We start from the raw sequence: 25744 nt of genomic DNA, 5'->3' as shown, positions 1-25744 counted from the left end.
CACCATCCCCCACGACGACAACAGGAGCAACGAATGCAGATCATTGCCCATCGCGGTGCCAGCAAACTGGCGCCGGAGAACACCCTCAAGGCGATGCGCCTCGCCCTAGCGCAGGGAGCCGGCGCCATCGAGCTCGACGTACAGTGGGCAGACGGCGAGCTCTGGGTCTTCCACGACCGGCGGCTGGAGCGTTGCACCGACGGCCGCGGGGTGCTGACCGAGCAGTCCCGGGACTATCTGGCGAGCCTGGATGCCGGGGACGGGGAGCGGATCCCGACCCTGTGGCAGGTGATGAGCCTGGTGGCGGGGCGCTGCGAGCTGCACATCGAGCTCAAGGGGGCGCACACCGCCGACGCCGTGGCGGCCCTGACCCGGCGGGCCGAGGCGGAGCTTGGCTTCACCCCGGCCCACTGGGTCGTCTCCTCCTTTCACCATCCCGAGCTCACGCGCTTCAAGGCACTGCGGCCAGGGATCCGGCTTGGCGCCCTGACCGCCAGCCTGCCGCTGCACGGTGCCCGTTTCGCCGAAGAGCTGGGAGCCTGGTCCCTCAATTGCGACGTGGATTTTGTCGACGCCGGGCTGGTGGCGGATGCCCATCGCCGGGGGCTCAAGATCCTGGTCTACACGGTCGACGAGGTGAGTGATAGGGATGCCCTCGAAGCCATGGGTGTCGATGGCATCTTTACCAACCGACCAGATCGATTCAGCTGAGTATCGGCGCGGCCTGGCGGCCCATCAGGAGGTGAAAAAAGATCGAAAATTTCCTGTGCACCGGGATACATAAAGTCCACTTTCAGCCGATACAGAGTTGGCTCATAACAATAACAAACACCACACAGATCTCAGACTGACGCTCACAAGGATGTAAACATGAATCTATCCATCAAGAACAAGCTGGTCCTCGCCATCGGGGCCATTATCCTGGTCATCACCGGCCTGCAGGTCTGGTACAACACCACCCAGCTGCGCAGCGAAACCCAGCGGCTGATCTGGAGCTTTATCGACGACAGCTCCGTCGCCAACGTGAAGGGCATCTCCCGCTGGCTCGATGCCCGCATCAACCTGGTCACCGCCACCAAGGAAGCCTTCACCAAGGAGGATGAGCCCCTCAGTCACCTGGCCCAGTCCATGAACGCGGGCAACTTCGACCTGGTCTATGTGGGCACCAAGGATGGCCGGATGATCCAGAGCAAGCCCACCGATCTGCCGGCCGGCTATGATCCGCGCCAGCGCCCCTGGTACAAGGACGCCACGACGGCCGGCAAGCTCGCCATCACTGCCCCCTATGCCGACATCACCACGGGCCAGCTCATCATCACCATCGCCGAGCCCTTCAGCCGTGGCAACACCGACGGCGTCATCGCCGGTGACGTCTCCATTGACGGCCTGGTGCGGGACGTGCTGGCCATCAACTCGGAAGGCACCTACGCCATCCTGGTGGACAGCAACGGCACCATCATAGCCCACCCGGACAAGGCGCTGACCCTCAAGCCCGCCACCGCCCTCTCTCCGGATCTGACCGCCGCCAAGGTCAACGAGCTGGCCCATGACAACACCATCTCCGAGATGGATATCAGCGGCAAGGCCAGCGTGTTCGACCTCACCGAGATCCCGAATACCAACTGGTATTTCGGCATAGTGGTGGACGAGGCGGTCGCCTACCAGTCCGTCTCCCGCATGGTGACCTCAGCCCTGCTGCAGGGCCTGCTGACCATCCTCATCGTCGCGGGCTTCTCCTATGTGGCCATCAACAGCTCCCTGGCCCCGCTGAAGACCCTGGGCGAGGCCATCGCGGATCTCTCCCGCGGCAACGGTGACCTGACTCGCCGCATCAAGATCGAGCGGGAAGACGAGGTCGGCACAGTCGCCAAGCACGTCAACACCTTCATCGAGCGCATCCATGTGATGGTGCAGGACATCTCCAACTCCTCCGGGCAGCTCAACCAGCAGGCCAGGTCCTCCCACGACATGGCGGAGAAATCCAACCAGGGTCTGGCACGCCAGCAGAACGAGATCTCCCAGATAGCCACGGCAGTACACGAGATGTCCGCCACCGCCGTCGAGGTCGCCAGCAATGCCGAGCAGACCGCGGAGGCAGCTCGCAGCTCCTCCAGCAGTTGCGAGCACGGCAAGCAGGTGATCGCCCGCAACCAGCGCTCCATCACGGATCTCGCCACCCAGGTCAAGCAGGCCTCCGGCATCATCCAGGAGCTGGAGAAGAACGCCCAGGAGATCAACACCATACTCTCCACCATCCAGGGCATCGCCGAGCAGACCAACCTGCTGGCGCTCAACGCCGCCATCGAGGCCGCCCGGGCCGGTGAGCAGGGTCGCGGCTTTGCGGTAGTCGCCGACGAGGTGCGGGTGCTGTCACAGCGCACTCACAGCTCCACCGTCGAGATCCGCAGCATGATAGAGACGCTGCAGCGCAACACCCAGGGGGCCGTCAGCACCATGCACGAGGGTCAACTGCTGGCCCAGAACAGCGTGATCGATGCGAACGACGCCACCCAGGCCCTGGAGCAGATCACCACCTCCATCAACCAGATCTCCGACATGGCGACCCAGATCTCCAGTGCCGCCGAGGAGCAAAGGGCGGTGACCGACGAGGTCAGCCGCAATATCCAGGCGGTCAAGGACGTCTCGGACGAGCTGGCGGTGGATGCGGACAGCTCCCGCAACCTCTCGGCTCAACTTAAAAATATTTCAGGTGAGCTCAACAATCAGGTCGGCATGTTCCGCATCTGATCGAACCCATGAAAAGGGGCCGTCCAGGCCCCTTTTTTATATAAACCCTTTTCGTTTCAATGGTTATAATTCCCTTTCGACACCGGACACGCTGTGATCCGCCTCTCCATTCGAGTATCCTTCTGACGCAACTGATGCCTGCCACGGCTATATTCGCATTACTTTTTTGATGTCTTTTCACCCGCCACAGGCGTGATAATAGTTATCATTAAACATTTTTGATAAAAAACTTAAAAACTTTATGGGTAATACCTAAAAAGAGAGGCATTTCTCATTTTTTTGAAAGAAAACTACGTACAATCTTGGGGTTAAAATCACCAGAGTAGCGAGTACGGCTGATCCAGATCACTGATGGATGGCGATAATGACGGCATTTTCATCCAAGGAATGGGGTGGTTGTAATAAAAATCACCGTTGCCAAGCACTAAAACAAAGCAGTTTGACTTGCATCAAGCCTGAATTTTTTTCATAGAGCAAAATCGTGCCCAGCAAATCTATCCCTAAGGAGGCAGATGTGGATATTATCAAGACCGATGTTGCCATCATCGGTGCCGGTGGCGGTGGCCTGCGTGCCGCAATCGCCATTGCAGAAGCCCACCCGGAGCTGGAAATCGCCCTGATTTCCAAGGTCTATCCGATGCGCAGCCACACCGTGGCCGCCGAAGGTGGCGCCGCAGGCGTCGTCCGTGATGACGACTCCCTCGAAAACCACTTCAACGACACCGTCTCCGGTGGTGACTGGTTGTGTGAGCAGGACGTGGTCGAGTACTTCGTCAACAATGCCACCAACGAGATGATCCAGCTGGAGCACTGGGGCTGCCCCTGGAGCCGCAAGCCGGATGGCAAGGCCAACGTCCGCCGTTTCGGCGGGATGAAGATCCCGCGCACCTGGTTCGCCGCAGACAAGTCCGGTTTCCACATTCTGCATACCCTGTTCCAGACCTCCATCAAGTACCCGACCATCAAGCGCTATGACGAGCACTTCTGTCTGGATCTCATCGTGGACGATGGCCGCGTCCAGGGCGTACTGACCTTCGACATCCAGAACGGCATCACCCGTTTCATCCAGGCCAAGTCAGTGGTGCTGGCCACCGGCGGTGCCGGTCGCGTTTACCGCTACAACACCAACGGTGGCATAGTCACCGGCGACGGCATGGCGCTGGCCTACCGTCACGGCGTGCCGCTGCGTGACATGGAGTTCGTCCAGTATCACCCGACCGGTCTGCCGGGCACCGGCATACTGATGACCGAAGGTTGTCGTGGTGAGGGTGGCATCCTGCTGAACAAGGATGGCTACCGCTACCTGCAAGACTACGGCCTGGGCCCGGAAACTCCGGTCGGCCAGCCGAAGAACAAGCACATGGAGCTGGGTCCGCGCGATCGTCTCTCCCAGGCATTCTGGCAAGAGCAGCAGAAAGGCCGCGTGATCCAGGGCCCCATGGGCGACGTGGTTCACCTCGACCTGCGCCACCTCGGCGAGAAGTACCTCAAAGAGCGTCTGCCCTTCATCTGCGAACTGGCCAAGGCCTACGTGGGTGTGGATCCGGTCAAGGAGCCGATCCCGGTACGTCCGACTGCCCACTACACCATGGGCGGCATCGAAACCGACGGCAAGTGCGCCACCCGCATGCCTGGCCTCTACGCCGCTGGCGAGTGTGCCTCCGTTGGCCTGCACGGTGCCAACCGTCTGGGTTCCAACTCCCTGTCCGAGATCGTGGTCTTCGGCAAGGTGGCCGGTGAACAGGCAGCCGAATTCGCGGCGACCCAGCAGCACGGCAACACCGAAGCGCTGGCCGCCAAGGCCGAGCAGTTGATCAAGCAACACCTCTCGCTGATGGACATCGACGGGACCGAAAACCCGGCGGATATCCGCAACGAACTGGGCATGTCCATGGAAGCCGGCGTCGGTATCTACCGTACCGAAGAGCTGATGCAGGGCACCATCGACAAGATCAACGAGCTCAAAGCCCGTTACAAGAAGATCAAGATCAACGACAAGTCCTCTGTCTTCAACACCGATCTGCTGTACGCCATCGAACTGGGCTACATGCTGGACGTGGCCGAAGCCATGGCGCACTCCGCCATCAACCGTAAAGAGTCTCGTGGTTCCCACCAGCGTCTGGACGGTTATGAGGAGCGTGATGACGTGAATTTCCTCAAGCACACTCTCTCCTTCTATGCACCGGAAGGGGCCCCGACCATCGATTACTCCGATGTGAAGATCACTAAATCCCAACCGGCGAAGCGTGTGTACGGTTCCGAGGGTGAGAAACAAGACGAGGCTAAGAAGAATGGCTGAGATGATCGAAATTGAAATCCTGCGCTACCGTCCCGAGCAGGATAACGAGCCCTGGATGCAGACCTTCCAGGTGCCTTACCTCAAAGAGATGTCCCTGCTGGATGCCCTGCAGTACATCAAGGATCAGCTGGACTCCACCCTGAGCTTCCGCTGGTCCTGCCGGATGGCGATCTGCGGCTCCTGCGGCATGATGGTCAACGGCATTCCGAAGCTGGGTTGCAAGACCTTCCTGCGGGACTACCTGCCGGGCAAGATGAAAATCGAGCCGCTCAACAACTTCCCGATCGAACGCGATCTCGTGGTCGACATGTCCGATTTCATCGAGAAGCTGGAGAGCATCAAGCCCTACATCATCCCGAGCGAACCGCGCAGCCTGTGCGAGGGCGAGTACACCCAGACCCCGGCCGACATGGCGAAGTATCACCAGTTCTCCATGTGCATCAACTGTGGTCTGTGCTACGCCGCCTGCCCGCAGTATGGCATCAACAAGAAGTTCACCGGCCCGGCGGCCCTGGCGCTGGCCTATCGCTACAACGCCGACAACCGCGACAGCGCGTCCAAGGAGCGGATGAAGATCATCAGCCAGGACGAAGGCGTCTGGGGTTGTACCTTCGTGGGTTACTGCTCCGATGTCTGCCCCAAGGGTGTGGATCCGGCCGCCGCCATCCAGCTTGGCAAGGTCGAGAGCGCCAAGGACTACATGATCGCCATGTTCAAGCCGGATTGAGGAGTGAGACCATGAACAACACAGAGAGCAAACGTAAGCCTTACGTGCGCGAAATGAAGAAAGACTGGTGGCTGAAGAATGCCTTCTACACCGGTTACATGATCCGCGAAGGCACCAGTATCTTCGTCTCCATCTACGCCGTGGTGCTGATGTGGGGTCTGTTGCGGCTGGTGCAGGGTCAGGAGGCGTTCAACGGCTGGCTGGAATCCCTGCAGAGCCCCGTTGCCATCCTGTTCCACGTCATCGCGCTGGCCGCCTGCCTGTTCCACGCCAAGACCTGGTTCGCCCTGGCCCCCAAGGCCATGCGCATCTTCCGTGGTGAAGACCTGGTGCCGGAGAAGCCGATCGTCATCGCCCAGTACGTGGCGCTGGCGGTGGTATCCCTGCTGATCCTGATCATCGTGGCTTGAGGAGAAATCAATGAGACGTTCTGACGAACCCATCTACTGGGGTCTGTTTGGTGCCGGCGGCATGGTGGTTGCCATGCTGCTGCCGGTGATTGTCCTCATCACAGGTCTGCTGGTGCCCATGGGCATCATGGACGTGGAGACCATGAGCTATGAGCGCGCACTCGAGTTCGCCAGCTCCTGGTGGGGTGCCTGCATCCTGCTGGTGATCATAGCCCTGCCGATCTGGCACGGCATGCACCGTATCTACCACGGCCTGCATGACTTGGGGATCCACACCACCAAGCTGCACCACTATGTGTTCTATGGCTTTGCCTTCCTGGTATCTGCCATCACCGTCGGCCTGCTGATGGTGCTGGTTCTCCAGTAATCACAGCGTGACTGATAGACCAAACCGGGCCAAGTGCCCGGTTTTTTATTTCCGCAGCGATCGCCCCTCTTTGCTTATCCATTCAACAAACCCGATAAAAACAAAATTATCGTCCTTTTATATAACGATCTCTGTCACATAACTCCGATGCCTCATCCATCTGTAGCGAACCACTTTGATTAACGTCAATTTATTGACTAGCACATCCTTCATAATCGCCCCCGGTTAAATAATTATTCACATGGGACTAAATCATGACTGATAAAACTCGCTCGGTGACCATAGGCAGTTATTTGGCCCTGGCTTTTGCCGTGGTCTTCTTCTCCGGACTGCTGCAATCCAACCAGTGGTATGGAGTGTTTGATTTCACCACATTAAATGGCTCATTCGGTACCATGGTACAGAGCGTCAGCGAGAACGGTGACGGCATCAAGACCGCCATGACCGACATGCGTGGCAAGGGGGGTAACGGTGCCCGTGACGGTTTCCTGTTCGCCCTGACCCTGATCCCCACCGTGATGTTTGCCCTTGGCATGATCAATGTGCTGGAGCACTACGGCGCCCTTGATGCAGCCCGTAAGCTGCTGACCCCACTGCTGCGCCCGCTGATGGGGATACCCGGTAATACCGGTCTGGCGATGATCGCATCTTTGCAAAGTACCGATGCCGGAGCGGCCATGACCCGTCAGCTCAAGGATGAGAAGTTGATCACCAAGCGTGAGACCGATGTCTTCACCATGTTCCAGTTCTCCGCTGGCGCTACCATTGTTAACTTCTTCTCCTCCGGTGCTGTGCTCTTCACCCTGACCCTGGCTGATGGCAGCCCAGCCGTCAGCTCCTCCATCGGTCTGGCAGTCATAGTGATGTTCGCCTTCAAATTTGTCGGGGCAAACCTGTTTCGGGTCTATCTCAACCTGACCGAAGGTAAACCTACCAACACCAACCCGACCGCTACCACCCAGGAGCAAACAAAATGAGCCAGGCTAACGTCAAAAAACCCATCATCACCGACATCTTCGTCGAAGGGGCCAAAAAGGGCTGGGTCATTGCCACCACCTCCACCGTGCCTAACGTGCTGATGGCCTTCGTCATCATCAAGGCGCTGCAGATCACCGGCGCACTGGATGCCATGGGCGCCATCTTCTCCCCCATCATGGCCATCTTCGGCCTGCCCGGTGAAGCCGCAGCAGTGCTGATCGGTGCCTGGATGTCGATGGGGGGCGCGGTCGGCGTGGTCATCACCCTGTTCGACCAGGGCATTTTGAACGGTACCCACATTGCCATTCTGGCCCCTGCCATCTATCTGATGGGATCCCAGGTCCAATACATGGGTCGCATCCTCGGTTGTATCGGTACCGAAGGACGCTATATCCCGATCATGATCGCCATTTCGGTGATTAACGCCTTCGGTGCCATGTTGGTGATGAACATCCTTCTCTGACCCTTTCCCATGTTGTAATGGAGTAACAGATGACTTTTTCTCTGGATGAATACCTGACCGAACTAACCCCCCTGATCAACCAAGATTGCGGCACCCTGCATCAGCCGGGCATCGCCAACATTGCCGAGCTGATGGCGGCTAAATATGAGGCCATGGGTGACTGGCAGATTAAGCAGATTGATTGTGGTGTGGCCGGGATTGGCCTTGAAATTCGTAACCAACCCGATGCCAAGCAGATCGACATCATGCTGATCGGTCATATGGATACCGTCTTCCCGCTCGGTACTGCCGCCGCCCGCCCGATGAGCGTCGAGGGTGATCGCGCCTATGGCCCCGGTGTCTCCGACATGAAATCTGGCCTGCTCAATATCGTCTATGCCCTGCGTGCGCTCCCGCGCGAGGTGCGTGACAGCCTGAGCATCTGCGTCTGCATGAACCCGGATGAAGAGATTGGCTCACTTCACTCCAGCGACTGGCTCGCCGCCGTTGCCAAGGATGCCAAACAGGTGCTGGTCGCCGAAGCGGCCCGCGCCGATGGCTCGCTGGTCAAGGCCCGCAAGGGGATGGCACGCTATCGCATTGATTTCACCGGCAAGGCGGCCCACGCAGGCAACGAACCACAGAAAGGACGTAGCGCCATCACCGAACTGGGTCACTGGATCCTGGCCATCAACGCACTGACCAACTTCGAAAGTGGCACCACCCTCAATATTGGCATCGTTAAGGGGGGCGATGGCGCCAATATAGTGCCAGCCCATGCCAGCGCCCTGGTAGATGTGCGCTTCTGGGACAACCAGGAGTACCACCAAATCGACGATCAACTGCTTACCCTTGGCGAACGTCCTCATGTTGATGGCGTCACCATCCAACTGACCCGTGAGGCACACAAGCCAGCCATGGTGCCCTCAGAGGGTACCCAGGCACTGATGAAGCTGGTGGAGGAGTGTGGCGCCGAACTGGGGCTGCCAATTAGCTGGCAAGCAGTCGGTGGCGGCTCGGATGCCAACCTGACCGCCTCCCTCGGCATCCCGACCCTGGATGGTCTGGGCCCCATCGGCGCAGGTTTCCACAGTGATGAGGAGTATCTGGATCTGACCAGTATTGCGCCGCGCATCGAACTGCTGGTGAAGGTGCTGACCCGTCTGGCGGCCTGAGCCCCCCGATAACTCCAATAACAAGGGCCAGCCGGTGCAAACCGGCTGGCCCTTGTTATTGGGGCGGATTTTTTCCTCTGAGGCTCCGCATCAAGGTTTACACAATACCGCCACATCGGCGTGGGGAAACTCGAGCTGCGCCTGCCAGCGGGCAGCCAGGGCGCGGAACGAGGCCTCGGCAAAGAAGACGATGTGGGTCGGATCGTGACGGTAGCGCCAGCTCTTGAAGCGCTCGTCGCTGAGCACCCGCTGGGTCTGCAGCACCAGCACGCCGCCGGGTTTGAGGCAGCCCCAGAGCCCGTCCAGCACGGCGCGCGGGGTGGCGATGTGCTCTATCACCTCGGTGCTGGTGATGAAGTCATACTGCCGCGTCAGCAGCTCGGGCTGGTCGGCATAGAACTTGTCGTAACCCGCCATATCAAAGCCCGATTCCCGCCCCATGGCGATGAGGGCAGGACCTGGGCCACAGCCGAAATCGAGGCCGCTGGCAGGAGGGCTCACCCGGGAGAGCACCTCGCCGAAGGCGCGCATCAGAAAGCCGCGATAACGGGGATCGTCCACCCGGTTGTCGTGCCCGTCATAGACCGCCTTCTCGGCCGCCTCGTCCAGATGATCCGCCTCATCCAGCCAGACCAGCTCGCAGTCCAGACAACGGTGATAGCGCTTGCCCGCCACCGGCAGGGGGTAGCTGTGGCGAGCCGAGCAGAGGGGGCAGCTGGCGCTTGATGACATGAGGGATCCTCCTGGGTGACAGCCGCGCAGATTGCCTGCCCGTCGCCTTGCTGACAACTTTTTTTACTCCTTAAGGGTTTCTTAAGTTTGCCCTTTTACTCTCAAGCCATCCCAAGAGAAGGAGCCAACCATGACCATAGAGATCCAAGCCCCCTACCGATTGCTGCTGGCACAGTCCCCGCAGCAGGTCATGGCGCTGCAAGCCTATATCCAGGCCGCCTACACCCTCGAATTCAACGCCCGCATCCCCCATTTCCTTCCCTGCCTGCTCGGGCTCTACCGGGCCGATGGGGTGCTGGTCGGCGCCTGTGGCCTCAACCAGGCCTGCAACGGCGAGGGCGAGCAGCCCCTCTATCTGGAGCAGTATCTGGAGCAGCCCATCGAGGCCGCCATCGAAACCCGCCTCGGGGTACGTCCGGCCCGCAGCCGCATCATCGAAGTGGGCAACCTCGCCTGCAGCGAACCGGGCAATGCCCGTCTGATGTTCGCGGCCCTGTGCCGACTCTTGTGTGACAACGCCCTCGACTACGTGGTGTTCACCGGCACCGCCAAACTGCGTAACAGCTTTGCCCGGCTGCGCCTCAACCCGGTAGAGCTGGCCCCTGCCCAGGCCCATCAGGTGGGGGAAGACGCCAGCGCCTGGGGGGAATACTACCGCTGCCAGCCCAAAGTGATGGCGGGGGACATCAACCAGGGGCGCGAGGTGCTCGCCCAGAGCAGCCTGCTGCTCAACCTGCTGGGGCCCATGCCCATGCTTTTTAACCATGCCGGCCATGACAAGAGGTGTGCCCAATGAGCCTGTTCGACGCCATCGCTCGCCATGCCAGCCTGACGCCGCGACAGCCGGCACTGCAAGGCAGCCAGGGAGAGCTGGATTACCAGAGCCTGTGGCAGCAGATCCAGCGCCTGGCCGACCGCTTGCAGCAAGCCGGCATTCGCCGCCTGGCCCTGCAGCTCGACAATGGCCTGCCCTGGGCGCTGATCGATCTCGCCTGCACCCGGGCCGGCATAGTGGTCATTCCCGTGCCCCACTTCTTCAGCCCGGCCCAGCAGGCATGGCTGCTGGAGAGCAGCGGTGCCGATGCCCTGGTGGGCCCCGAGCATGAGGGCTGGCAGGCCGCCGCCCCCCTCTTGCTGATGACGGGCGCCGCCGATGAACAGGTGCTGCCCCTGTGGCGCCGTACCCCCGCCAGCCTGCCCGAGCTGCCGGCTGGCACCGCCAAGATCACCTATACCTCGGGCACCACGGGCCAGCCCAAAGGGGTCTGCCTCTCCCTTGCCCAGCTGACGGCGGTCTGCGAATCCCTGGCCCTGCGAGTCGCACCGGCCGGGGTCGAACAGCACCTGACCCTGCTGCCCCTGGCCACCCTGCTCGAGAATCTGACCGGTCTGTACGTGCCGCTGCTCACCGGCGCCTGCAGCCGCATCCCCTCCCTCGGCGAGCTCGGCTTCACCGGCTCCAGCACCCTGGACCCGGCCATGCTGGGCCAGGCCCTGGCACGCTGGCCCAGCCACAGCCTGGTGCTGGTGCCCGAGCTGCTGCGCCTGCTGCTGGCGCTGTGCGCCAACACCCCTGCCCTGGCCGAACGGCTCAAGGGGCTGCGCTTCGTCGCCGTGGGTGGCGGCAAGGTCGCCCCCGAGCTCATCGCCCATGCCCGCGCCCTGGGGCTCCCTGTCTATGAGGGCTATGGCCTGTCGGAGTGCGGCTCTGTGGTGGCGCTCAACGGCCCGGACGCCGACCGTCCGGGCAGCGTCGGCCGCCCCCTGCCCCACTGCCAGGTGACGATCGCCGCCGACGGCGAAGTCATGGTGAGCGGCAGCGCCATGCTCGGCTATCTGGGGGAAGAGGCACCCGCCATCCCGGCCATCGCCACCGGGGATCTGGGTCACCTGGATGATGAGGGCTACCTGCACATCACGGGGCGCAAGAAGAACGTCCAGATCACCGCCTTTGGCCGCAACTTTTCGCCGGAGTGGGTGGAATCCCAGGCCCAGATCTGCCCGGCCATCGCCCGCATCGTGATCTTCGGTGACGGCCAGCCCGCCAACGTCGCCCTGATCCAGCCGCTGCCGGGCAGCCAGTCCCAATTACCCGAGCAGATTGCCCGGCTCAACCAGCATCTGCCCGATTACGCCCGCATCCATCACTGGCTGCCGGTGGCGCTGGATCAGCACCCCGGCCTGCTGACGGCCAACGGCCGCCCCCGTCGCAACGAGATTTATCACCACTTTTCCCGGCAGATCGACCAATGCCTGACCCAAGGCCTCACAGGAGAGACCTCATGAGCTTCTACCAGACCCTGCAACACGCCACCGCCGCCGAGCGCGAGCACCTGTTCAATGCCCCCATCATCGAGGCCTGCCGCCGCGGCGACATCAGCCGGGAGACCTACCTCGCCTTTCTAGCACAGGCTTACTACCACGTGCGCCACACTGTGCCGCTGCTGATGGCCACCGGCGGCAAGCTGGGACAGGAGTATGAGTGGGTGCGCGGCGCCATCCGGGAGTACATAGACGAGGAGTACGGCCACCAGGAGTGGATCCTGAACGACATCCGCGCCTGCGGCGGTGACGCCGAGGCGGTGCGCCACGGCCAGCCGGGTCTTCCCATCGAGCTGATGGTGGCCTTCCTCTACGACCAGATCCAGCGCGGCAACCCCATGGGGTTCTTCGGCATGGTACAGGTGCTGGAAGGCACCAGCGTCGCCATCGCCCTGACGGTGGCGGACCAGCTCAAGCGCGGTCTGGGCCTACCGCCCCAGGCGATGAGCTACCTGAGCTCCCACGGCGCCCTGGATCAGGAGCACCTCAAGTTCTTCGAATCCCTGATGAACCGGGTGGAAGACGCCGCCGATCAGGCCGCCATCATTCACTCGGCCAGGGTGGTCTACCGCCTCTATGGCGACATGCTCCATCAGCTCACGGGATCCTGCCAATGAAGCTTGAAGGGAAACGCATACTGCTCACCGGCGCCAGCGGCGGCATAGGGGAAGCCCTGGCCATGGAGCTGGCGGCCCAGGGGGCGCACCTGCTGCTGCACGGACGCCGGGCCAGCGCCCTGGAGCGCCTGCGCAAGGAGCTGCCCCATTCCGAGCGCCACCAGACGGTGACCGCCGATCTGGGCTCGCCCCAGGAGCGGGCCAGGCTGTTGCAGCACCCGGCGCTGGAGGAGGGGCTGGATGTGCTTATCAACAGCGCGGGCTGCAACCAGTTCGCCTGGCTGGAGGATCAGAGCGGCGAGCAGGTGACGCGCCAACTGCTGCTCAACATAGAGGCGCCCATCCAGCTCACCCGCGCCCTGCTGCCCCGGCTGCGCAAACCCGCCGTCATCATGAACATCGGCTCCAGCCTCGGGGCCATCGGCTATGCCGGTTACAGCGTCTATTGCGCCAGCAAGTTCGCCCTGCGGGGCTTTAGCGAGTCTCTGGGGCGGGAGCTGGAGGGCACCGGCATCAAGGTGCTGCACTTTGCCCCCCGCGCCACCCGCACCCACCTCAACTCCGAGGCGGCCTACGCCATGAATGCCGAGCTCGGCACCCGGACCGACAGCCCCCAGGACGTGGCCGAGGAGGCCGTCATCGCCCTGTGCAACGAGACGCGCCGCAGCTGGCTCGGCTGGCCGGAGAAGCTGTTTGTGCGGCTCAATGCCCTGCTGCCCGCCCTGGTCGACAGGGCGCTGGCCAGACAGCTGCCCATCATAGAACGCCATGCCCGCCACCCTGTCCCCCTGGCCAGAGATCACGGGGACAACCCCGCCTGTGCCACGCACAAAAAGGAACATTAAGATGAAACACGCCACTTTCCGCCCCCGATTTGGTCACAGCGTCCTGCTGCTCGCCCTGGCAAGCAGCCTGGTTCAGGCCGCCGATGCCCTGCCCACCATTCAGCAGCAGTGGGCCCACTGCCAGTATCAGGAGACCGGCAAGACCAAGGAGAGCTGCCTGGAAGCCCTGAGTGCCCAGGCGGATCAGGCCAGTGCCAAGGAGGCCTTTCGTACCGACCTGCTGATCTGGTCCGCCATCGTCAAGAGCACCTGGGCCGGCGCCAAGGGCGGCCTCGGGGCCCTCAGCCTGGTGAAGGAGGCCAAGGCCAAGCTGGAGATCGCCATCAAGCAGGATCCCAAGGCGCTGGAGGGCTCCGCCTATACCAGTCTGGGCTCCCTCTACTACCAGGTGCCGGGCTGGCCGGTCGGCTTCGGGGATGACGACAAGGCCGAGCAGTTGCTCAGGCAGGCGCTCGCCATCAACCCCAACGGCATCGATCCCAACTTCTTCTACGGCGACTTCCTGCTGGATCAGGGGGACAAGGCCCAGGCGAAGATCTACCTGGACAAGGCCCTGGCCGCCCCGGCCAGACCGGGCCGCGAGCTGGCGGACGAAGGGCGCAGGACGGAAATTCGCGAGCGTCTCGCCAAGCTATAAACACAAGCAGATCAGTGCGCTATTTAAACTCTGCCCACCAACTTGCATACTGGTGGGCAGCGTCATTTGAGGGGAAAAACAATGCGAGTCCTGTTGGTAGAAGATGATGTGATGCTGGGGGATGGCATGGTGGATGCCCTGCGCAGCAGCGGTTACACCGTGGACTGGCTGCAGCAGGGGCTGCCCGCCCTGCCAGCGCTCAAGAGCGAGGAGTTTGCCGCCCTCATCCTGGATCTCAATCTGCCGGACATCGACGGCATCAGCCTGCTGCGCAAGCTGCGCCGGGAGGGGCAGACGCTGCCGGTGCTCATCCTCACCGCCCGGGATGCCCTGGACGACAGGGTGCTGGGGCTGGATGCAGGCTCCGATGACTACATGGTCAAGCCCTTCGCCCTGCAGGAGCTCAACGCCCGCCTGCGCGCCCTGGTGCGCCGCAGCAAGGGGCAGGCCCAGGCGGTGCTGGAGTATGGCGACATCCTCATCTACCCCGAGTCCCAGCAGGTCACCTATCAGGGGGAGGCGGTCAAGCTGACCCCCCACGAATACAAGCTGCTGCAGGAGCTCATCAGCCAGAGCGGCCGGGTGCTGAGCCGGGATCAGCTGCAGCAGAGCCTCTATGGCTGGGACGAGGGGGCCGAGAGCAATGCGGTGGAGGTGCACATTCACCACCTGCGCAAGAAGTTCTTCCCCGAGCTCATCCGCAACATCCGCGGCGTCGGCTACATAGTGCCGCAGCCAGATACCCAGGGCAGCAGAGGGATGCCCGCCCGATGAGTCGCGTCCGCTCCATCCGCCGCTTCCTGCTCTCCGGCATCCTGGCCCTGGTCAGCCTCAGCCTGGCCGTCAGCGGCCTCATCGGCTATCTGGAAGCCAACCACGAGATGGAAGAGCTGTTCGATGCCCGTCTCGCCCAGTCCGCCCGCATCACCAACCAGCTGCTCAGCCGTTATCTGAAGCAGCGCGGCGAGCTGCCCAGCAACGGGGCCGTCTACCAGGAGTGGGAGCAGGCCGTGCCCGACGCCCCCCATCCGGAGAAGCGCAGCTTCAGCCAGCTGGGGCGGGACAACGAGTTCACCCCCTACGGCCATGAGTTCGAACACAACCTCTACTTCCAACTGCTCGACGAGCAAGGCACCATACTGCTGCGCTCACCCAATGCGCCGGAGCAGCCCCTGACCACCCTGGAGCGCGGCTTCAACAGCGAGACCAAGGATCAGCACGAGTGGCGCACCTTCACCCTCTACAACGAGGATGAGCAGACCTGGCTCATCGTCGCGGAGCGGGATGACGAGCGAGGGGAACTGGCCAGCAAGATGGCCACTCTGACCATGCTGCCGCTCTTCATCACCCTGCCCTTCCTGCTCGGCCTGCTGTGGTGGCTGGTCACCCGGGGGCTGGCCCCGCTGAATCAACTCACCCAGGCCATAGGGGAGCGCCATCCCGCCAACCTGAGCCCGCTCAACCTGGCCATCAAGGCCGAGGAGCTGACGCCCCTGGTGGCGGAGATCAACCGCCTGATGCACACCCTGGCGGACACCATAGAGCGGGAGAAACAGTTCACCAACGAGGCGGCCCACGAGCTGCGCACCCCGCTGGCGGTGCTGCGCATCCACAGTGAAAATGCCCTGGCCGCCGAGGATGACGCCAGCCGCGAGCAGGCGCTGCGCAAGATGCTGCTGGCCCTCGATCGCAGCGACCGGCTGATCCGCCAGCTGCTGACCCAGGCCCGCATCGACAACCAGCAGGCCCCGGCGCTCGCCAGTCTGGATCTGAGCCTGCTGTTGCAGGGCACCCTGGCCACCCTGGCCCCCATCGCCCTGAGGAAGGATCTGCAGCTCTCCCTGGAGGGGGACGAGCATCTGCAGGTGATGGGGCAGGCCATGCTGCTGGATCTGATGTTTGGCAACCTCATCGACAACGCGCTGCGCTACACCCAGGTGGGCGGCGAGGTCGCCGTGGTGATCACCCAGGAGGGCAACAGGGTCAGGGTGGATGTGCGGGACAACGGCCCCGGCATCCCCACCGCCGCCCTGTCGCGCCTGTGCGAGCGCTTCTTCCGGGTCAATCCCCAGCAGGGGGACGGGGTGGGCCTCGGCATGGCCATAGTGCAGCGCATAGTGCAGCTGCACGGCGCGGATCTGGACATCCACAACAGGCCAGAGGGGGGGCTGGAAGTGAGCGTGCTACTGCCCGCCCCGCCGCGCCAGGCATAGGCGGCGCAAGCCTCAGGGAAAAAAAGCGCGGGGGCCCAAGCCCCCGCGCACCATAGATGATCCCAAAGAGGCCTTCCTAGCCACAGCTCGGCTGCACAGTGAAGGTGCGGGAAGAGTCCACAGGTCCCAGCTCCGCCAGCAGGCGACGGCCGAGCAGCACGGGATAGATCATGTCGCTGCGATCCCGCAGGGTGAACCACTCCTTGTAGAGCTTGTCACCGACACAGACAGACATGGTCACAGTGGGACGCTCCTCCATGCCACCGGCGCCGCGCACCGTCACGCTGCGCTCCACCGGCCGCTCCAGGATCTGGCGCACCTCCTTGTCGGTGTTGGCATCGGTCAGCACCAGGGTGAAGCGCACCCAGGGCTTGCCGTCACGCTTGAAGTGGTGCAGCTCCCGCGCATCGAGGGACGACGTGAGGGCGCCGGTATCCAGCTTCATCTTGACCGCCACCCCACCCGGCATGAGCACGCCCTTCTCGATCCAGCCATAGACGGTAGGGGCGGCCCAGGCGCCCGATGAGAGGCAGAGGCTGGCCAACAGCAACCAGCCGGCTTTGTGTGATGCGGACAATGTGTTCTCCTCGTCGAAGCGGGCCCACGCTGGCCCTCTGCGCCAGAGTGGGCAGCACGCAGGGCACTGTCAACTGGCAAACGCGGCACAGGGGCCCAGACCCCGAGCTTCTGGCGTTCACGGCATGGGGGATCCGACAGCAGTTGACTCTGAGGCAGGGGGCAAAAAGAGGGGAGGGAGGGGCCATGGCGAGGTGCTGGATGAAGCTGGTGGCCAACCTCAGGTTGTGACGCCAAAGGCTACCACAATGATGAGCGAATTATCAGTCTTGTTCTGGCGGGATTTTTGCCTAGACTGTTGTAAACCGGAGGCCTTGAAAACCTGCGGTTTTTTTGTGCCTGCCGAAAATTTTGCCCACTGCAACAGTGACTTTCACAAGGCTCAATAAGGAATTTGCAATGCGTATCGAAGAAGACTTGAAGCTCGGTTTCAAGGATGTACTGTTTCGTCCCAAGCGCTCTACCCTCAAGAGCCGTTCCCAAGTCAGCCTGACCCGTCAGTTCACCTTCAAGCACACCCGGACCCAGTGGCAGGGGGTGCCCGTCATCGCCGCCAACATGGACACCGTAGGCACCTTCGCCATGGCGCGTACCCTGGCGGGCTTCGAGATGATGACGGCGGTACACAAGCACTACAGCCTCGCCCAGTGGCAAACCTTCGTGAACGACACAGATCCGGCCCTGCTGGGCCATGTGATGGTCTCCACCGGCACCTCGGAAGAGGACTTCATCAAGACTCGCCAGATCCTCGCCATGTCCGAGGCGCTGCGCTTCATCTGCGTCGACGTGGCCAACGGCTACTCCCAGCACTTCGTCGAGTTCCTGCGCAAGATCCGTGAAGCCTGCCCCAACCACGTCATCCTGGCGGGCAACGTGGTCACCGGCGAGATGGTGGAGGAGCTGATCCTCTCCGGCGCCGACATCGTCAAAGTGGGCATAGGCCCGGGCTCGGTCTGCACCACCCGGGTCAAGACCGGCGTCGGCTACCCCCAGCTCTCCGCCATCATAGAGTGCGCCGATGCGGCCCACGGCCTCGGCGGCCAGATCGTCGGTGACGGCGGCTGCACCTGCCCGGGCGACGTGGCCAAGGCCTTCGGCGGCGGCGCAGACTTCGTGATGCTGGGGGGCATGCTGGCGGCCCACGAGGAGTGCGGCGGCGAGGTGGTGGACGTCGATGGCGCCCCCTTCATGAAGTTCTACGGCATGAGCTCGTCGAGCGCCATGGACAAGCACGCCGGCGGCGTCGCCGAGTACCGAGCCTCCGAAGGCAAGACGGTGCTGCTGCCCTACCGCGGCCCGGTCGAGAACGCCGTGCGCGACATCCTCGGCGGTGTGCGATCCACCTGCACCTATGTGGGCGCCAGCCAGCTCAAAGAGCTGACCAAGCGCACCACCTTCATCCGGGTACGCGAGCAAGAGAATAACGTCTACGGCAAGGAGTAACCCCGGCCCTCCCCTTCACCAGGGGCGGGAGTGTTGACACCTCCCCCTTTCGAAGGGGGAGGCTGGGAGGGGGTTGGCGGCCCCGCAGTTAGAAGCCAAGTCACCGGTGTGCTACCCTGCGCACCGGTTTTTTGCATCTGGAACCCCGAGCCATGACAAGCCCCCTGCCCCCCTTTGACTGGGACATCTTCTGCACCGTGGTGGACAACTTCGGCGACATAGGCGTCACCTGGCGGCTGGCCCGCCAGCTGGAGCGGGAGGGCCATGGACAGGTGCGGCTCTGGGTGGATGACCTGGCGAGCTTTGCCCGCATCTGTCCGGAGCTGGATCCCGCGCGGGATCGCCAGTGGGTTGAGGGCATTCACATCCAGCGCTGGCAGGACCCCCTGCCAGCGGATGCCATCCCGGCTAGCGTGGTCATAGAGGCATTTGCCTGCGAGCTGCCCGCCCTCTTCATCGAGCGCATGGCCGAGCAGAGCCCGCCCCCCTGCTGGATCAATCTGGAATATCTCTCGGCGGAGAGCTGGGTCGAGGATTGCCACGGCCTCGCCTCACCCCAGCGGGTGGGCAAGCTGAGTCTCAATAAATACTTCTTCTTCCCGGGCTTCACGGCCAGAACCGGTGGCTTGCTGTGCGAGCAGGGGCTCATCGCCGAACGGGAGCGGTGGCAGCAGGATGAGGCTGGTCTTGCCGCCTACTGGGCCAGCCTGGGGCTGCCGCACAAGGCGCAAGACGAGCTGCGGATAAGCCTCTTCACCTACGAAAGCGAGGCGCTGAAAAGCCTGGTCGCGAGCTGGTGCCAGGGCGCCACCCCGGTCACCCTGTTGCTGCCCATGGGGCGCGCCCTCAACGACGTGCTCAGCGGCGCAGGGCTTGAGAGTGCCATCGGCACGGCACGGGCGGGGGATCTGCTGCACGCGGGCAAGCTCGCCATCAAGCTGCTGCCGATGACGAGCCAGGCGGGCTACGACCGGCTGCTGTGGAGCTGCGATCTCAATCTGGTGCGCGGCGAAGACTCCTTCGTGCGGGCCCAGTGGGCGGCGAGGCCCTTCCTGTGGCACATCTATCCCCAGGACGATCAGGCTCACATTGCCAAGCTGGATGATTTCCTCGACCACTACTTATCTAGCTTGCCAGATCTGGCCGACTTGCCGACCGATGCGGCCCACTGGTTGCGCACTTTCAACCATGCCCTCAACCATGGGCAAGATGTGCGCGAACTCTGGGCCCAATGGCCGCAATTCGGTACTATTTGGCAACAACATGCGCGAAGCTGGTCACAGAAGTTGCTTGCCGATGGGGATCTCGTCACTCGGCTGGTGAAATTTTTAGAAAGCCGTATATAATCTGGCAGTTTTTATCTGCCCGTATACGAACAGGAATTTTTACATGAAAACCGCACAGGAAATCCGCGCTGGTAACGTCGTCATGATCGGTACCGAGCCGATGGTGGTCCAGAAAGCCGAATTCAACAAATCCGGCCGTAACTCCGCCGTGGTCAAGATGAAGCTGAAAGGCCTGCTGAACGGCAGCGCCACCGAGACCGTATTCAAGGCCGACGACAAGCTGGAAGTCGTTCAGCTGGAGCGTAAAGAGTGCACCTACTCTTACTTCTCCGACCCCCTGTATGTCTTCATGGACACCGAGTACAACCAGTACGACGTCGAGAAAGACAACCTGGGTGACGCCCTGAACTACATGGTTGACGGCATGGAAGACATCTGCGAAGTGACTTTCTACAACGAGAAAGCCATCTCCGTCGAGCTGCCGACCACCATAGTTCGCGAAGTCGAGTACACCGAGCCGGCCGCCCGTGGCGACACCTCCGGTAAAGTGACCAAGCCGGCCCGCCTGAAGGGCACCACCTACGAGCTGGCCGTTGCCGCCTTCGTAGAGATCGGCGACAAGATCGAAATCGACACCCGCACCGGCGAGTTCAAGCGTCGCGTCAACTGATTTGACGGCTTGAGACAGTGTTGAAAAAAGCGAGCCCCCGGCTCGCTTTTTCTTTATGGGCATGACCATTCAGCCCCGGTCAGTGACAGCGGGCCGCCCATTGCGGGAGAATTCCCCAGCCCCCTTTCGTCTCGCGCCGATTGGGGCTACACCATGAAGTCAGGTTCCTCCTTCGCCACAGGCTCCCTATGACATCTCATCAAAAACTCCTGCTGTTGCTGCTCACCCTGGTACTGCTGGTGCTCTCCGGCTGGCAACCCTATGACAGGGTCACCTGGCTGCTGGAAGTCGCCCCCGTGCTGATCGTCGTGCCGCTGTTGCTGCTGAGCCAGCGCAGCTACCCCCTCACCAGCCTGCTCTATTTGTGCATCTTTCTGCACGGGGCAGTGCTGATGCTGGGGGGCGCTTACACCTATGCCAGGGTGCCGCTCGGTTTCGAGCTGCAGCAGTGGTTCGAACTCAGCCGCAACCCCTATGACAAGATTGGCCACTTCTTCCAGGGCTTCGTGCCCGCCCTGGCCTGCCGCGAGATACTGCTGCGCGGCCACCATGTGCAGGGCAAGAAGATGCTGGTGTTTCTGGTGATCTGCGTGGTGCTCGCCGTCAGTGCCAGCTATGAACTCGTCGAGTGGGGCGCCGCACTGGCACTGGGTCAGGGCGCCGACGAGTTCCTCGGCACCCAGGGGGATCCCTGGGATACCCAGTCCGACATGTTCTTCGCCCTGGTGGGGGCCGTCAGCGCCCTGTTGCTGCTCTCCCCCCTGCACGACCGCCAGCTCGGCAGGCTTGCCCGGCCCTGAGCCGGTCGAGGGAAGGGCCTGCCCCTTCCCTCTTTCTCCTGGATCCTCCGGCCCCCTTCAGAAATCCGGCGCGCCGCCGCTAACCCAGTCAACCGGGGAGCGCATCATGGCCAGATTATCCTTACCACTGCTGTTTTTGACCCTGCTGGCGAGCACCACCTTGCCGGCCAACGAGATCTCGCCCCCAGCCCCCATCGATCACTGGCAGGAGAGCGACTGGAAGGGGGTGCCTGACAGCACCCGGATCGACAAGCAGCGGGTGCTCTTTGCCAAGCATGACGGCAACAGCTACCTGGGGCTCGCAATACTGCTGCCGGACTGGCAGCGCAGCGGCCAGCTGTGGCAGCTGACCCGGGAGCTGGGGCGACTGGGCTTCGACACCCTGCTGCTGCTCCCCTCCCCCCAGCAAACCGAGCTGGATCCGGCCTCCGAGAAGAAGCAGGAGACCATGGAGGCGTTTCGCCAGCAATTTGCCGAGCGCATCGTCAAGCTCGGTGACGCCAAGCTGCAGGAAGGGGGCTTCAAGCTGCTGCTGGCGCAAGGCACCAGCGCTGCCTGGGCCGCCAACCTCATCACCAGCGAACAGTTGCCCGCCCCCGATGCCCTGGTGCTGCTCGACGGTTTCTTTCCCAACCAGCTGAGCAACCAGACCCTGGCCAAGCAGGTGGCCCAGGCCAGCATTCCCACCCTGGATCTCTATCAGGAAGACGGGGGGCGCTGGCCCCTGCTGGCCGCCGAGGCGCGCAAGAGCGAGAGCCGCCGCAGCCACAAGCTCAACTACCGCCCCTACGCCCTGATGGCGCTGGACGAAACGCCGGGGCGCATCCAGGGCTGGCTGACCCATCTGGGCTGGATCTGACCCGAACGACTAGCAAGTATGGAATTGGGCCATCCGGCCTGTCTGCATCCGAGCTGGTCAGCCCCCCTCCATCTTTGGCATCATGGCGACTCCCACGCGGCAGAGAACGGCAGGAGGCTTCATGCAGCAAATCGTGTTTCTCGACAGTGACACCCTGGACGCCGGCATCAATCTGCGTCGCCCCGATTTCCCCCATCACTGGCAAAGCTACCCAGAGACGAAGCCTGAACAGGTGGTGGAGCGGCTCAGGTGCGCCAGCATCGCCATCATCAACAAGATCCGCATCGGCAAGGACGAGCTGGCCCAGTTGCAGGAGCTGCGCCTGATCGCCCTGGCGGCCACCGGCAGCGACAACCTGGATCTGGAGGCGTGCCGCGCCGCCAATGTCGCCGTGTGCAACATCCGCAACTATTCGGGCCCCTCTGTTCCCGAACACGCCATGGCCCTGATGCTGGCACTGTCACGCAACCTGTTCGCCTGGCGCCAGTCCCTGCTGGAGGGGCGCTGGCAGCAAAGCGGTCAGTTCTGTTTCTTCGATCACCCCATCATGGATCTGCACGGCAAGCGCCTCGGCATCATAGGCAAGGGCACCCTGGGTCAGGCCCTGGGTCAGAGAGCCAGCGCCATCGGCATGGAGGTCTATTATGCCCAGAGCCAGGTCGGCGCCCCCGGGGATGAAGACAGATTGCCCCTGGAGGCCCTGCTGCAGAGTTCGGATGTGATCAGCCTGCACTGCCCGCTCACCCCCTACACCCGCCACCTCATCGGGGAGCGGGAGCTGGCCATGATGAAACCGGGGGCCCTGCTCATCAACGTGGGCCGTGGCGGCCTGGTGGACGAGCAGGCCCTGCTGGAGGCGCTCGGCAACGGTCGCCTCGGCGGCGCCGGGTTCGACGTGGCAAGCGTCGAGCCGCCGCCCCCCGACCACCCCCTGATGCAGGCGCTGCGTTACCCCAACTTCATCCTGACGCCCCATGTGGCCTGGGCCAGCGAGGAGTCGATGCAGCGCCTCGCGGATCAGCTTATCGACAACATCAACGCCTTCGCTATCGGCAGGCGCCAGCACCGGCTGGTCTAGACGATGGACAAGAAAAAGGGGCCACTGGCCCCTTGTTGTCTATCCAGGCAGATCTCAGTCGTCGTCATGCCATCTGTGCTTGCGGTGCTTCTTGTGATGCTTGTGGTGCTTGTGATGGCGCCTGTCGTCGTAATAGCGATTGTTCTTGCTCTCGTGACCGTCGCCGGTTCTGGCGCCGATGGCCGAACCGCCAGCCCCGCCTATGCCGGCGCCGATCAGCTGACCCGTGCTGCCACCCACGCTCTTGCCGATGGCTGCACCACCCAGGGCACCAACGGCACCACCCAGGGCAGCCTCATTCTTGTTGCCCCTGTCGGCCGTGGCCGCACCGCCCGCCGCGCCGCCGACGGCGGCCCCCACCAGGGCGCCGGTGTCGCCCCCCAGCTGCTTGCCGATCATGGTGCCCGCCACCCCGCCGACGCCACCACCGAGTATGGTGTTGACGGTCTCGGACGCCTGCGCCTGACCATTGCCCAACAGCAGCGCGCCCAGCAGCGCCATCGCGCTCATGCCGTATTTTCTCATTTCCATGGGGTACTCCTGTCAAACCTGATGTCTGATTGATTATTTTTCCCTGCACTATACAAAGCGCCCCGGACTCCGCTACCGGGATTACGGCGTCCTCGCCGACAGGCTGACTGTCTCCGCTTCGCGACATTGCCCAATCACATGAGCTAACCGACTGAAAATGAATCAAAAAAAAAGGTCACATGGGAAATTATCCCCACTGTGCCCCCTTTCTCGGCCATTCAGGCCCTTTTTCTCCCGATGGCGGTCAGACAGATACTGTCACTACAGCCCCTTTGGAGGGAGGCGAAGTGGCTGACAGATGCCAGCAGTCCCGTCCCTGCCGCTTGCTCTGGTACAGGCACTCATCCGCCCGATCGAGCAGGGCGGCGGCGTCATCCGGATAGCGAGCCCCCCCCGCGCTCAGGGTGATGGACTCCTCAAACTCGCGCCACTGCAGCGCCCGCACCCGGGCTAGCAGCTGGGTCAGACGCTCCTCGACCTCCTCCCGCTCCCAGGGCAGCAGGGCCGCAAACTCATCCCCGCCGATGCGGTAGACCTGAGCCTCTCCCAGGGTTCTTGCCATGATGGTAGCCACCCGAAACAGCACCCCATCCCCCACTCTGTGCCCCCAGCTGTCATTGACGCGCTTGAAGCAGTCCACATCAAACAACACCACCCAATAGGGCCCGCCCTCCTGCGCCAGTCTGGCCCTGTCCTGCTCGAAGGCCCGCCGGTTCATGATGCCGGTGAGGGGATCGTGCAGCAGGGCATCCTGTCCCTGCTGCAGGCTGTTTCTCACCTGGCAGATCTCCCCCAGGCTGCCGTGTACGAACCAGGTTCGCTGGCGCCGCTGGATCTCCATCAGCGCCTCATCCTGGACGAGGCCGCTGAGGGAGCGCTGCACCAGGGTCTGCTCCTGACGAAAAATTCGCACCAGAAACAGCAGGCTGCACAGCCAGATACCGAGCAGCGTCAACGCCGGCAGCACCACCATCAGCAGGGTATCTTGCAGGTTGCCATGAAAGTGGGCGGGGGGCAGATAGATGTTGAGATCCCAGTCGATATCCGACAGCGGGCGCTTCAGGTGACTGCCTGCCCGGATCACGTTCAACCCGGCCCCCTGGCTCGGCGTGCCGGGCGCCGCCGGCAGCAGTGACAGGTTGTGTCCCACCACCAGCCGGTCTCCCTTGCGCTCTGTGATGTAGAGGGCCGCCTGATCGCTTCCCATCGCCCGTCGCAGTGCCGCCTGCAGCGAATTGAACAACATGTCGACCATCAGCAGGCCCAGCAGTTGCCCCTCGTCATCCTTGACCCGTTTGATCAGGGACAGAACCTCTGCGTTGCCGCCGAACTCCTGGTAGGGACCAAACCAGACAAGCTCCTCGTTGTCGCTGGCAAGGGTCTGATACCAGGGGCGCTTCTGCACCTGGTAGTCTGTCGGCACCTGCCAGTCCGGGTAACTGTCGAGACGGTCGAAGCGGGTGTTGTAGAAGAAGAGGAAGTGGGCGTCGTGCTTGAACTGGTGGGCGATGGCCCAGATAGCATTGACGGCCGATTCTCCCTTCGCGATGGCCTGCTTGTCCAGGGAGTCCTCCAGCACGCCGAGCTGCCGCCGATTGGCCTGCACCATCTCATGAATAAAGGTGACATCGATGGAGGTGAGCATGTGCTCATAGCCGGCCAGGGTCTTGTCGATGCTGCGCAGGTAGCTGGCCGCCGCCAGCAACAGGGTGGCGATCAGCACCAGGGCACCGAGCAGAAACGACAGCGGCGTCAGTATGTAGTAGCGTTCCTTGATGATGGTTGCAGCCATGCCACCCTCTATAAAAGGTCACGTAAGATGCATTTTATAGTGGAAAACACCACCATCATATTGATTGAAGTCATTAACTCCTGCGGTTAATGACAATAAAGACACCAGCGGGCCATGCCCGGTTTCGTCATGTGAATATACATAAAAAGTAGAAACAGTCATCACCCTGCGTTGACGGTTTATCGAACAGAAGGTGT

The 25744-nt window shown here is 62.4% G+C and carries 26 protein-coding genes; 22 read left to right on the top strand and 4 right to left on the bottom strand.

What is annotated here, in order from left to right; translation table 11 throughout:
• Positions 1–33: 33 nt before the first annotated feature.
• From ACB030_RS08290 to ACB030_RS08250, 9 genes are all read left to right on the top strand, one after another.
• Positions 34–711, top strand: coding sequence for a glycerophosphodiester phosphodiesterase (locus tag ACB030_RS08290; protein ID WP_371158961.1), 678 nt, complete (start codon positions 34–36; stop codon positions 709–711).
• Between the two features lie 159 nt (positions 712–870).
• On the top strand, positions 871–2748 hold the full coding sequence (locus ACB030_RS08285) for a methyl-accepting chemotaxis protein (protein WP_205642247.1): 1878 nt from the start codon (positions 871–873) through the stop codon (positions 2746–2748).
• A gap of 514 nt (positions 2749–3262) precedes the next feature.
• Positions 3263–5047, top strand: a complete 1785-nt coding sequence (frdA, locus tag ACB030_RS08280) for a fumarate reductase (quinol) flavoprotein subunit (RefSeq protein WP_371158959.1) — start codon at positions 3263–3265, stop codon at positions 5045–5047.
• Positions 5040–5774, top strand: coding sequence for a succinate dehydrogenase/fumarate reductase iron-sulfur subunit (locus ACB030_RS08275; RefSeq protein WP_042867664.1), 735 nt, complete (start codon positions 5040–5042; stop codon positions 5772–5774). The genes frdA and ACB030_RS08275 overlap by 8 nt, the downstream gene beginning before the upstream one ends.
• An 11-nt stretch (positions 5775–5785) precedes the next feature.
• Entirely contained in the window at positions 5786–6184 is a 399-nt protein-coding gene (locus ACB030_RS08270) for a fumarate reductase (protein WP_041205215.1), read from the top strand.
• A gap of 10 nt (positions 6185–6194) precedes the next feature.
• Positions 6195–6551: a fumarate reductase subunit FrdD gene (frdD, locus tag ACB030_RS08265; protein ID WP_041205216.1), complete on the top strand. Its 357-nt coding sequence runs from the start codon at positions 6195–6197 to the stop codon at positions 6549–6551.
• Between the two features lie 254 nt (positions 6552–6805).
• On the top strand, positions 6806–7528 hold the full coding sequence (locus tag ACB030_RS08260) for a nucleoside recognition domain-containing protein (RefSeq protein WP_371158955.1): 723 nt from the start codon (positions 6806–6808) through the stop codon (positions 7526–7528).
• Complete coding sequence (locus ACB030_RS08255) at positions 7525–7992, top strand: YjiG family protein (protein WP_371158953.1); 468 nt, start codon at positions 7525–7527, stop codon at positions 7990–7992. The genes ACB030_RS08260 and ACB030_RS08255 overlap by 4 nt, the downstream gene beginning before the upstream one ends.
• A gap of 29 nt (positions 7993–8021) precedes the next feature.
• The gene (locus ACB030_RS08250) at positions 8022–9146 is read left to right on the top strand and encodes a M20 family metallopeptidase (RefSeq protein ID WP_371158951.1); all 1125 of its coding nucleotides are present in this window, start codon (positions 8022–8024) and stop codon (positions 9144–9146) included.
• A gap of 90 nt (positions 9147–9236) precedes the next feature.
• Here ACB030_RS08250 and ACB030_RS08245 read toward each other — a convergent pair whose 3' ends face one another.
• A complete protein-coding gene (locus tag ACB030_RS08245; RefSeq protein WP_371158950.1) occupies positions 9237–9878 on the bottom strand; it encodes a class I SAM-dependent methyltransferase in 642 nt (213 codons plus the stop codon).
• Between the two features lie 130 nt (positions 9879–10008).
• Here ACB030_RS08245 and ACB030_RS08240 point away from each other — a divergent pair, with 130 nt between their 5' ends.
• From ACB030_RS08240 to ACB030_RS08210, 7 genes are all read left to right on the top strand, one after another.
• On the top strand, positions 10009–10674 hold the full coding sequence (locus tag ACB030_RS08240; RefSeq protein ID WP_371158948.1) for a thermostable hemolysin: 666 nt from the start codon (positions 10009–10011) through the stop codon (positions 10672–10674).
• Positions 10671–12164 (top strand): AMP-dependent synthetase/ligase, encoded by a 1494-nt coding sequence (locus ACB030_RS08235; protein WP_371158946.1) that lies wholly within the window; start codon positions 10671–10673, stop codon positions 12162–12164. Before ACB030_RS08240 ends, ACB030_RS08235 begins: the two co-directional genes overlap by 4 nt.
• On the top strand, positions 12161–12817 hold the full coding sequence (locus ACB030_RS08230) for a TenA family transcriptional regulator (RefSeq protein ID WP_371158944.1): 657 nt from the start codon (positions 12161–12163) through the stop codon (positions 12815–12817). The genes ACB030_RS08235 and ACB030_RS08230 overlap by 4 nt, the downstream gene beginning before the upstream one ends.
• Positions 12814–13662 (top strand): SDR family oxidoreductase, encoded by an 849-nt coding sequence (locus ACB030_RS08225; RefSeq protein ID WP_371158942.1) that lies wholly within the window; start codon positions 12814–12816, stop codon positions 13660–13662. Before ACB030_RS08230 ends, ACB030_RS08225 begins: the two co-directional genes overlap by 4 nt.
• Before the next feature lies 1 nt (position 13663).
• Positions 13664–14299: a tetratricopeptide repeat protein gene (locus ACB030_RS08220; protein ID WP_371158940.1), complete on the top strand. Its 636-nt coding sequence runs from the start codon at positions 13664–13666 to the stop codon at positions 14297–14299.
• An 81-nt stretch (positions 14300–14380) separates the two neighbouring features.
• Complete coding sequence (locus ACB030_RS08215) at positions 14381–15073, top strand: response regulator (protein WP_371158938.1); 693 nt, start codon at positions 14381–14383, stop codon at positions 15071–15073.
• The gene (locus tag ACB030_RS08210; protein WP_371158936.1) at positions 15070–16512 is read left to right on the top strand and encodes an ATP-binding protein; all 1443 of its coding nucleotides are present in this window, start codon (positions 15070–15072) and stop codon (positions 16510–16512) included. Before ACB030_RS08215 ends, ACB030_RS08210 begins: the two co-directional genes overlap by 4 nt.
• A gap of 76 nt (positions 16513–16588) precedes the next feature.
• Here ACB030_RS08210 and ACB030_RS08205 read toward each other — a convergent pair whose 3' ends face one another.
• Positions 16589–17089, bottom strand: a complete 501-nt coding sequence (locus tag ACB030_RS08205) for an ATP-dependent zinc protease (RefSeq protein ID WP_371158934.1) — start codon at positions 17087–17089, stop codon at positions 16589–16591.
• A gap of 398 nt (positions 17090–17487) precedes the next feature.
• Between ACB030_RS08205 and ACB030_RS08200 the strand changes: the two genes are divergently transcribed.
• The 6 genes from ACB030_RS08200 to ACB030_RS08175 all read left to right on the top strand — a co-directional run bounded on the left by ACB030_RS08200 (position 17488) and on the right by ACB030_RS08175 (position 23224).
• Positions 17488–18531, top strand: a complete 1044-nt coding sequence (locus tag ACB030_RS08200; protein WP_268434325.1) for a GMP reductase — start codon at positions 17488–17490, stop codon at positions 18529–18531.
• Between the two features lie 152 nt (positions 18532–18683).
• Positions 18684–19877 (top strand): elongation factor P maturation arginine rhamnosyltransferase EarP, encoded by a 1194-nt coding sequence (gene earP / locus ACB030_RS08195; RefSeq protein WP_371158932.1) that lies wholly within the window; start codon positions 18684–18686, stop codon positions 19875–19877.
• A 43-nt stretch (positions 19878–19920) separates the two neighbouring features.
• Entirely contained in the window at positions 19921–20487 is a 567-nt protein-coding gene (gene efp / locus ACB030_RS08190; RefSeq protein WP_011707002.1) for an elongation factor P, read from the top strand.
• A gap of 188 nt (positions 20488–20675) precedes the next feature.
• On the top strand, positions 20676–21287 hold the full coding sequence (locus ACB030_RS08185) for a DUF2238 domain-containing protein (RefSeq protein ID WP_371158930.1): 612 nt from the start codon (positions 20676–20678) through the stop codon (positions 21285–21287).
• A 106-nt stretch (positions 21288–21393) separates the two neighbouring features.
• Complete coding sequence (locus ACB030_RS08180; protein WP_371158928.1) at positions 21394–22146, top strand: DUF3530 family protein; 753 nt, start codon at positions 21394–21396, stop codon at positions 22144–22146.
• Between the two features lie 121 nt (positions 22147–22267).
• A complete protein-coding gene (locus tag ACB030_RS08175; protein ID WP_371158926.1) occupies positions 22268–23224 on the top strand; it encodes a D-2-hydroxyacid dehydrogenase in 957 nt (318 codons plus the stop codon).
• 54 nt (positions 23225–23278) lie between these two features.
• Here the strand turns inward: ACB030_RS08175 and ACB030_RS08170 are convergent, their stop codons facing one another.
• The gene (locus tag ACB030_RS08170) at positions 23279–23755 is read right to left on the bottom strand and encodes a hypothetical protein (protein WP_371158925.1); all 477 of its coding nucleotides are present in this window, start codon (positions 23753–23755) and stop codon (positions 23279–23281) included.
• 244 nt (positions 23756–23999) lie between these two features.
• Positions 24000–25547: a diguanylate cyclase domain-containing protein gene (locus ACB030_RS08165; RefSeq protein WP_371158924.1), complete on the bottom strand. Its 1548-nt coding sequence runs from the start codon at positions 25545–25547 to the stop codon at positions 24000–24002.
• Positions 25548–25744 lie beyond the last annotated feature (197 nt).

It is taken from the genome of Aeromonas sp. S16(2024), from assembly GCF_041403065.1.
Taxonomy (GTDB): Bacteria; Pseudomonadota; Gammaproteobacteria; order Enterobacterales; family Aeromonadaceae; genus Aeromonas.
This window is presented reverse-complemented; position numbering and strand designations above follow the sequence as displayed.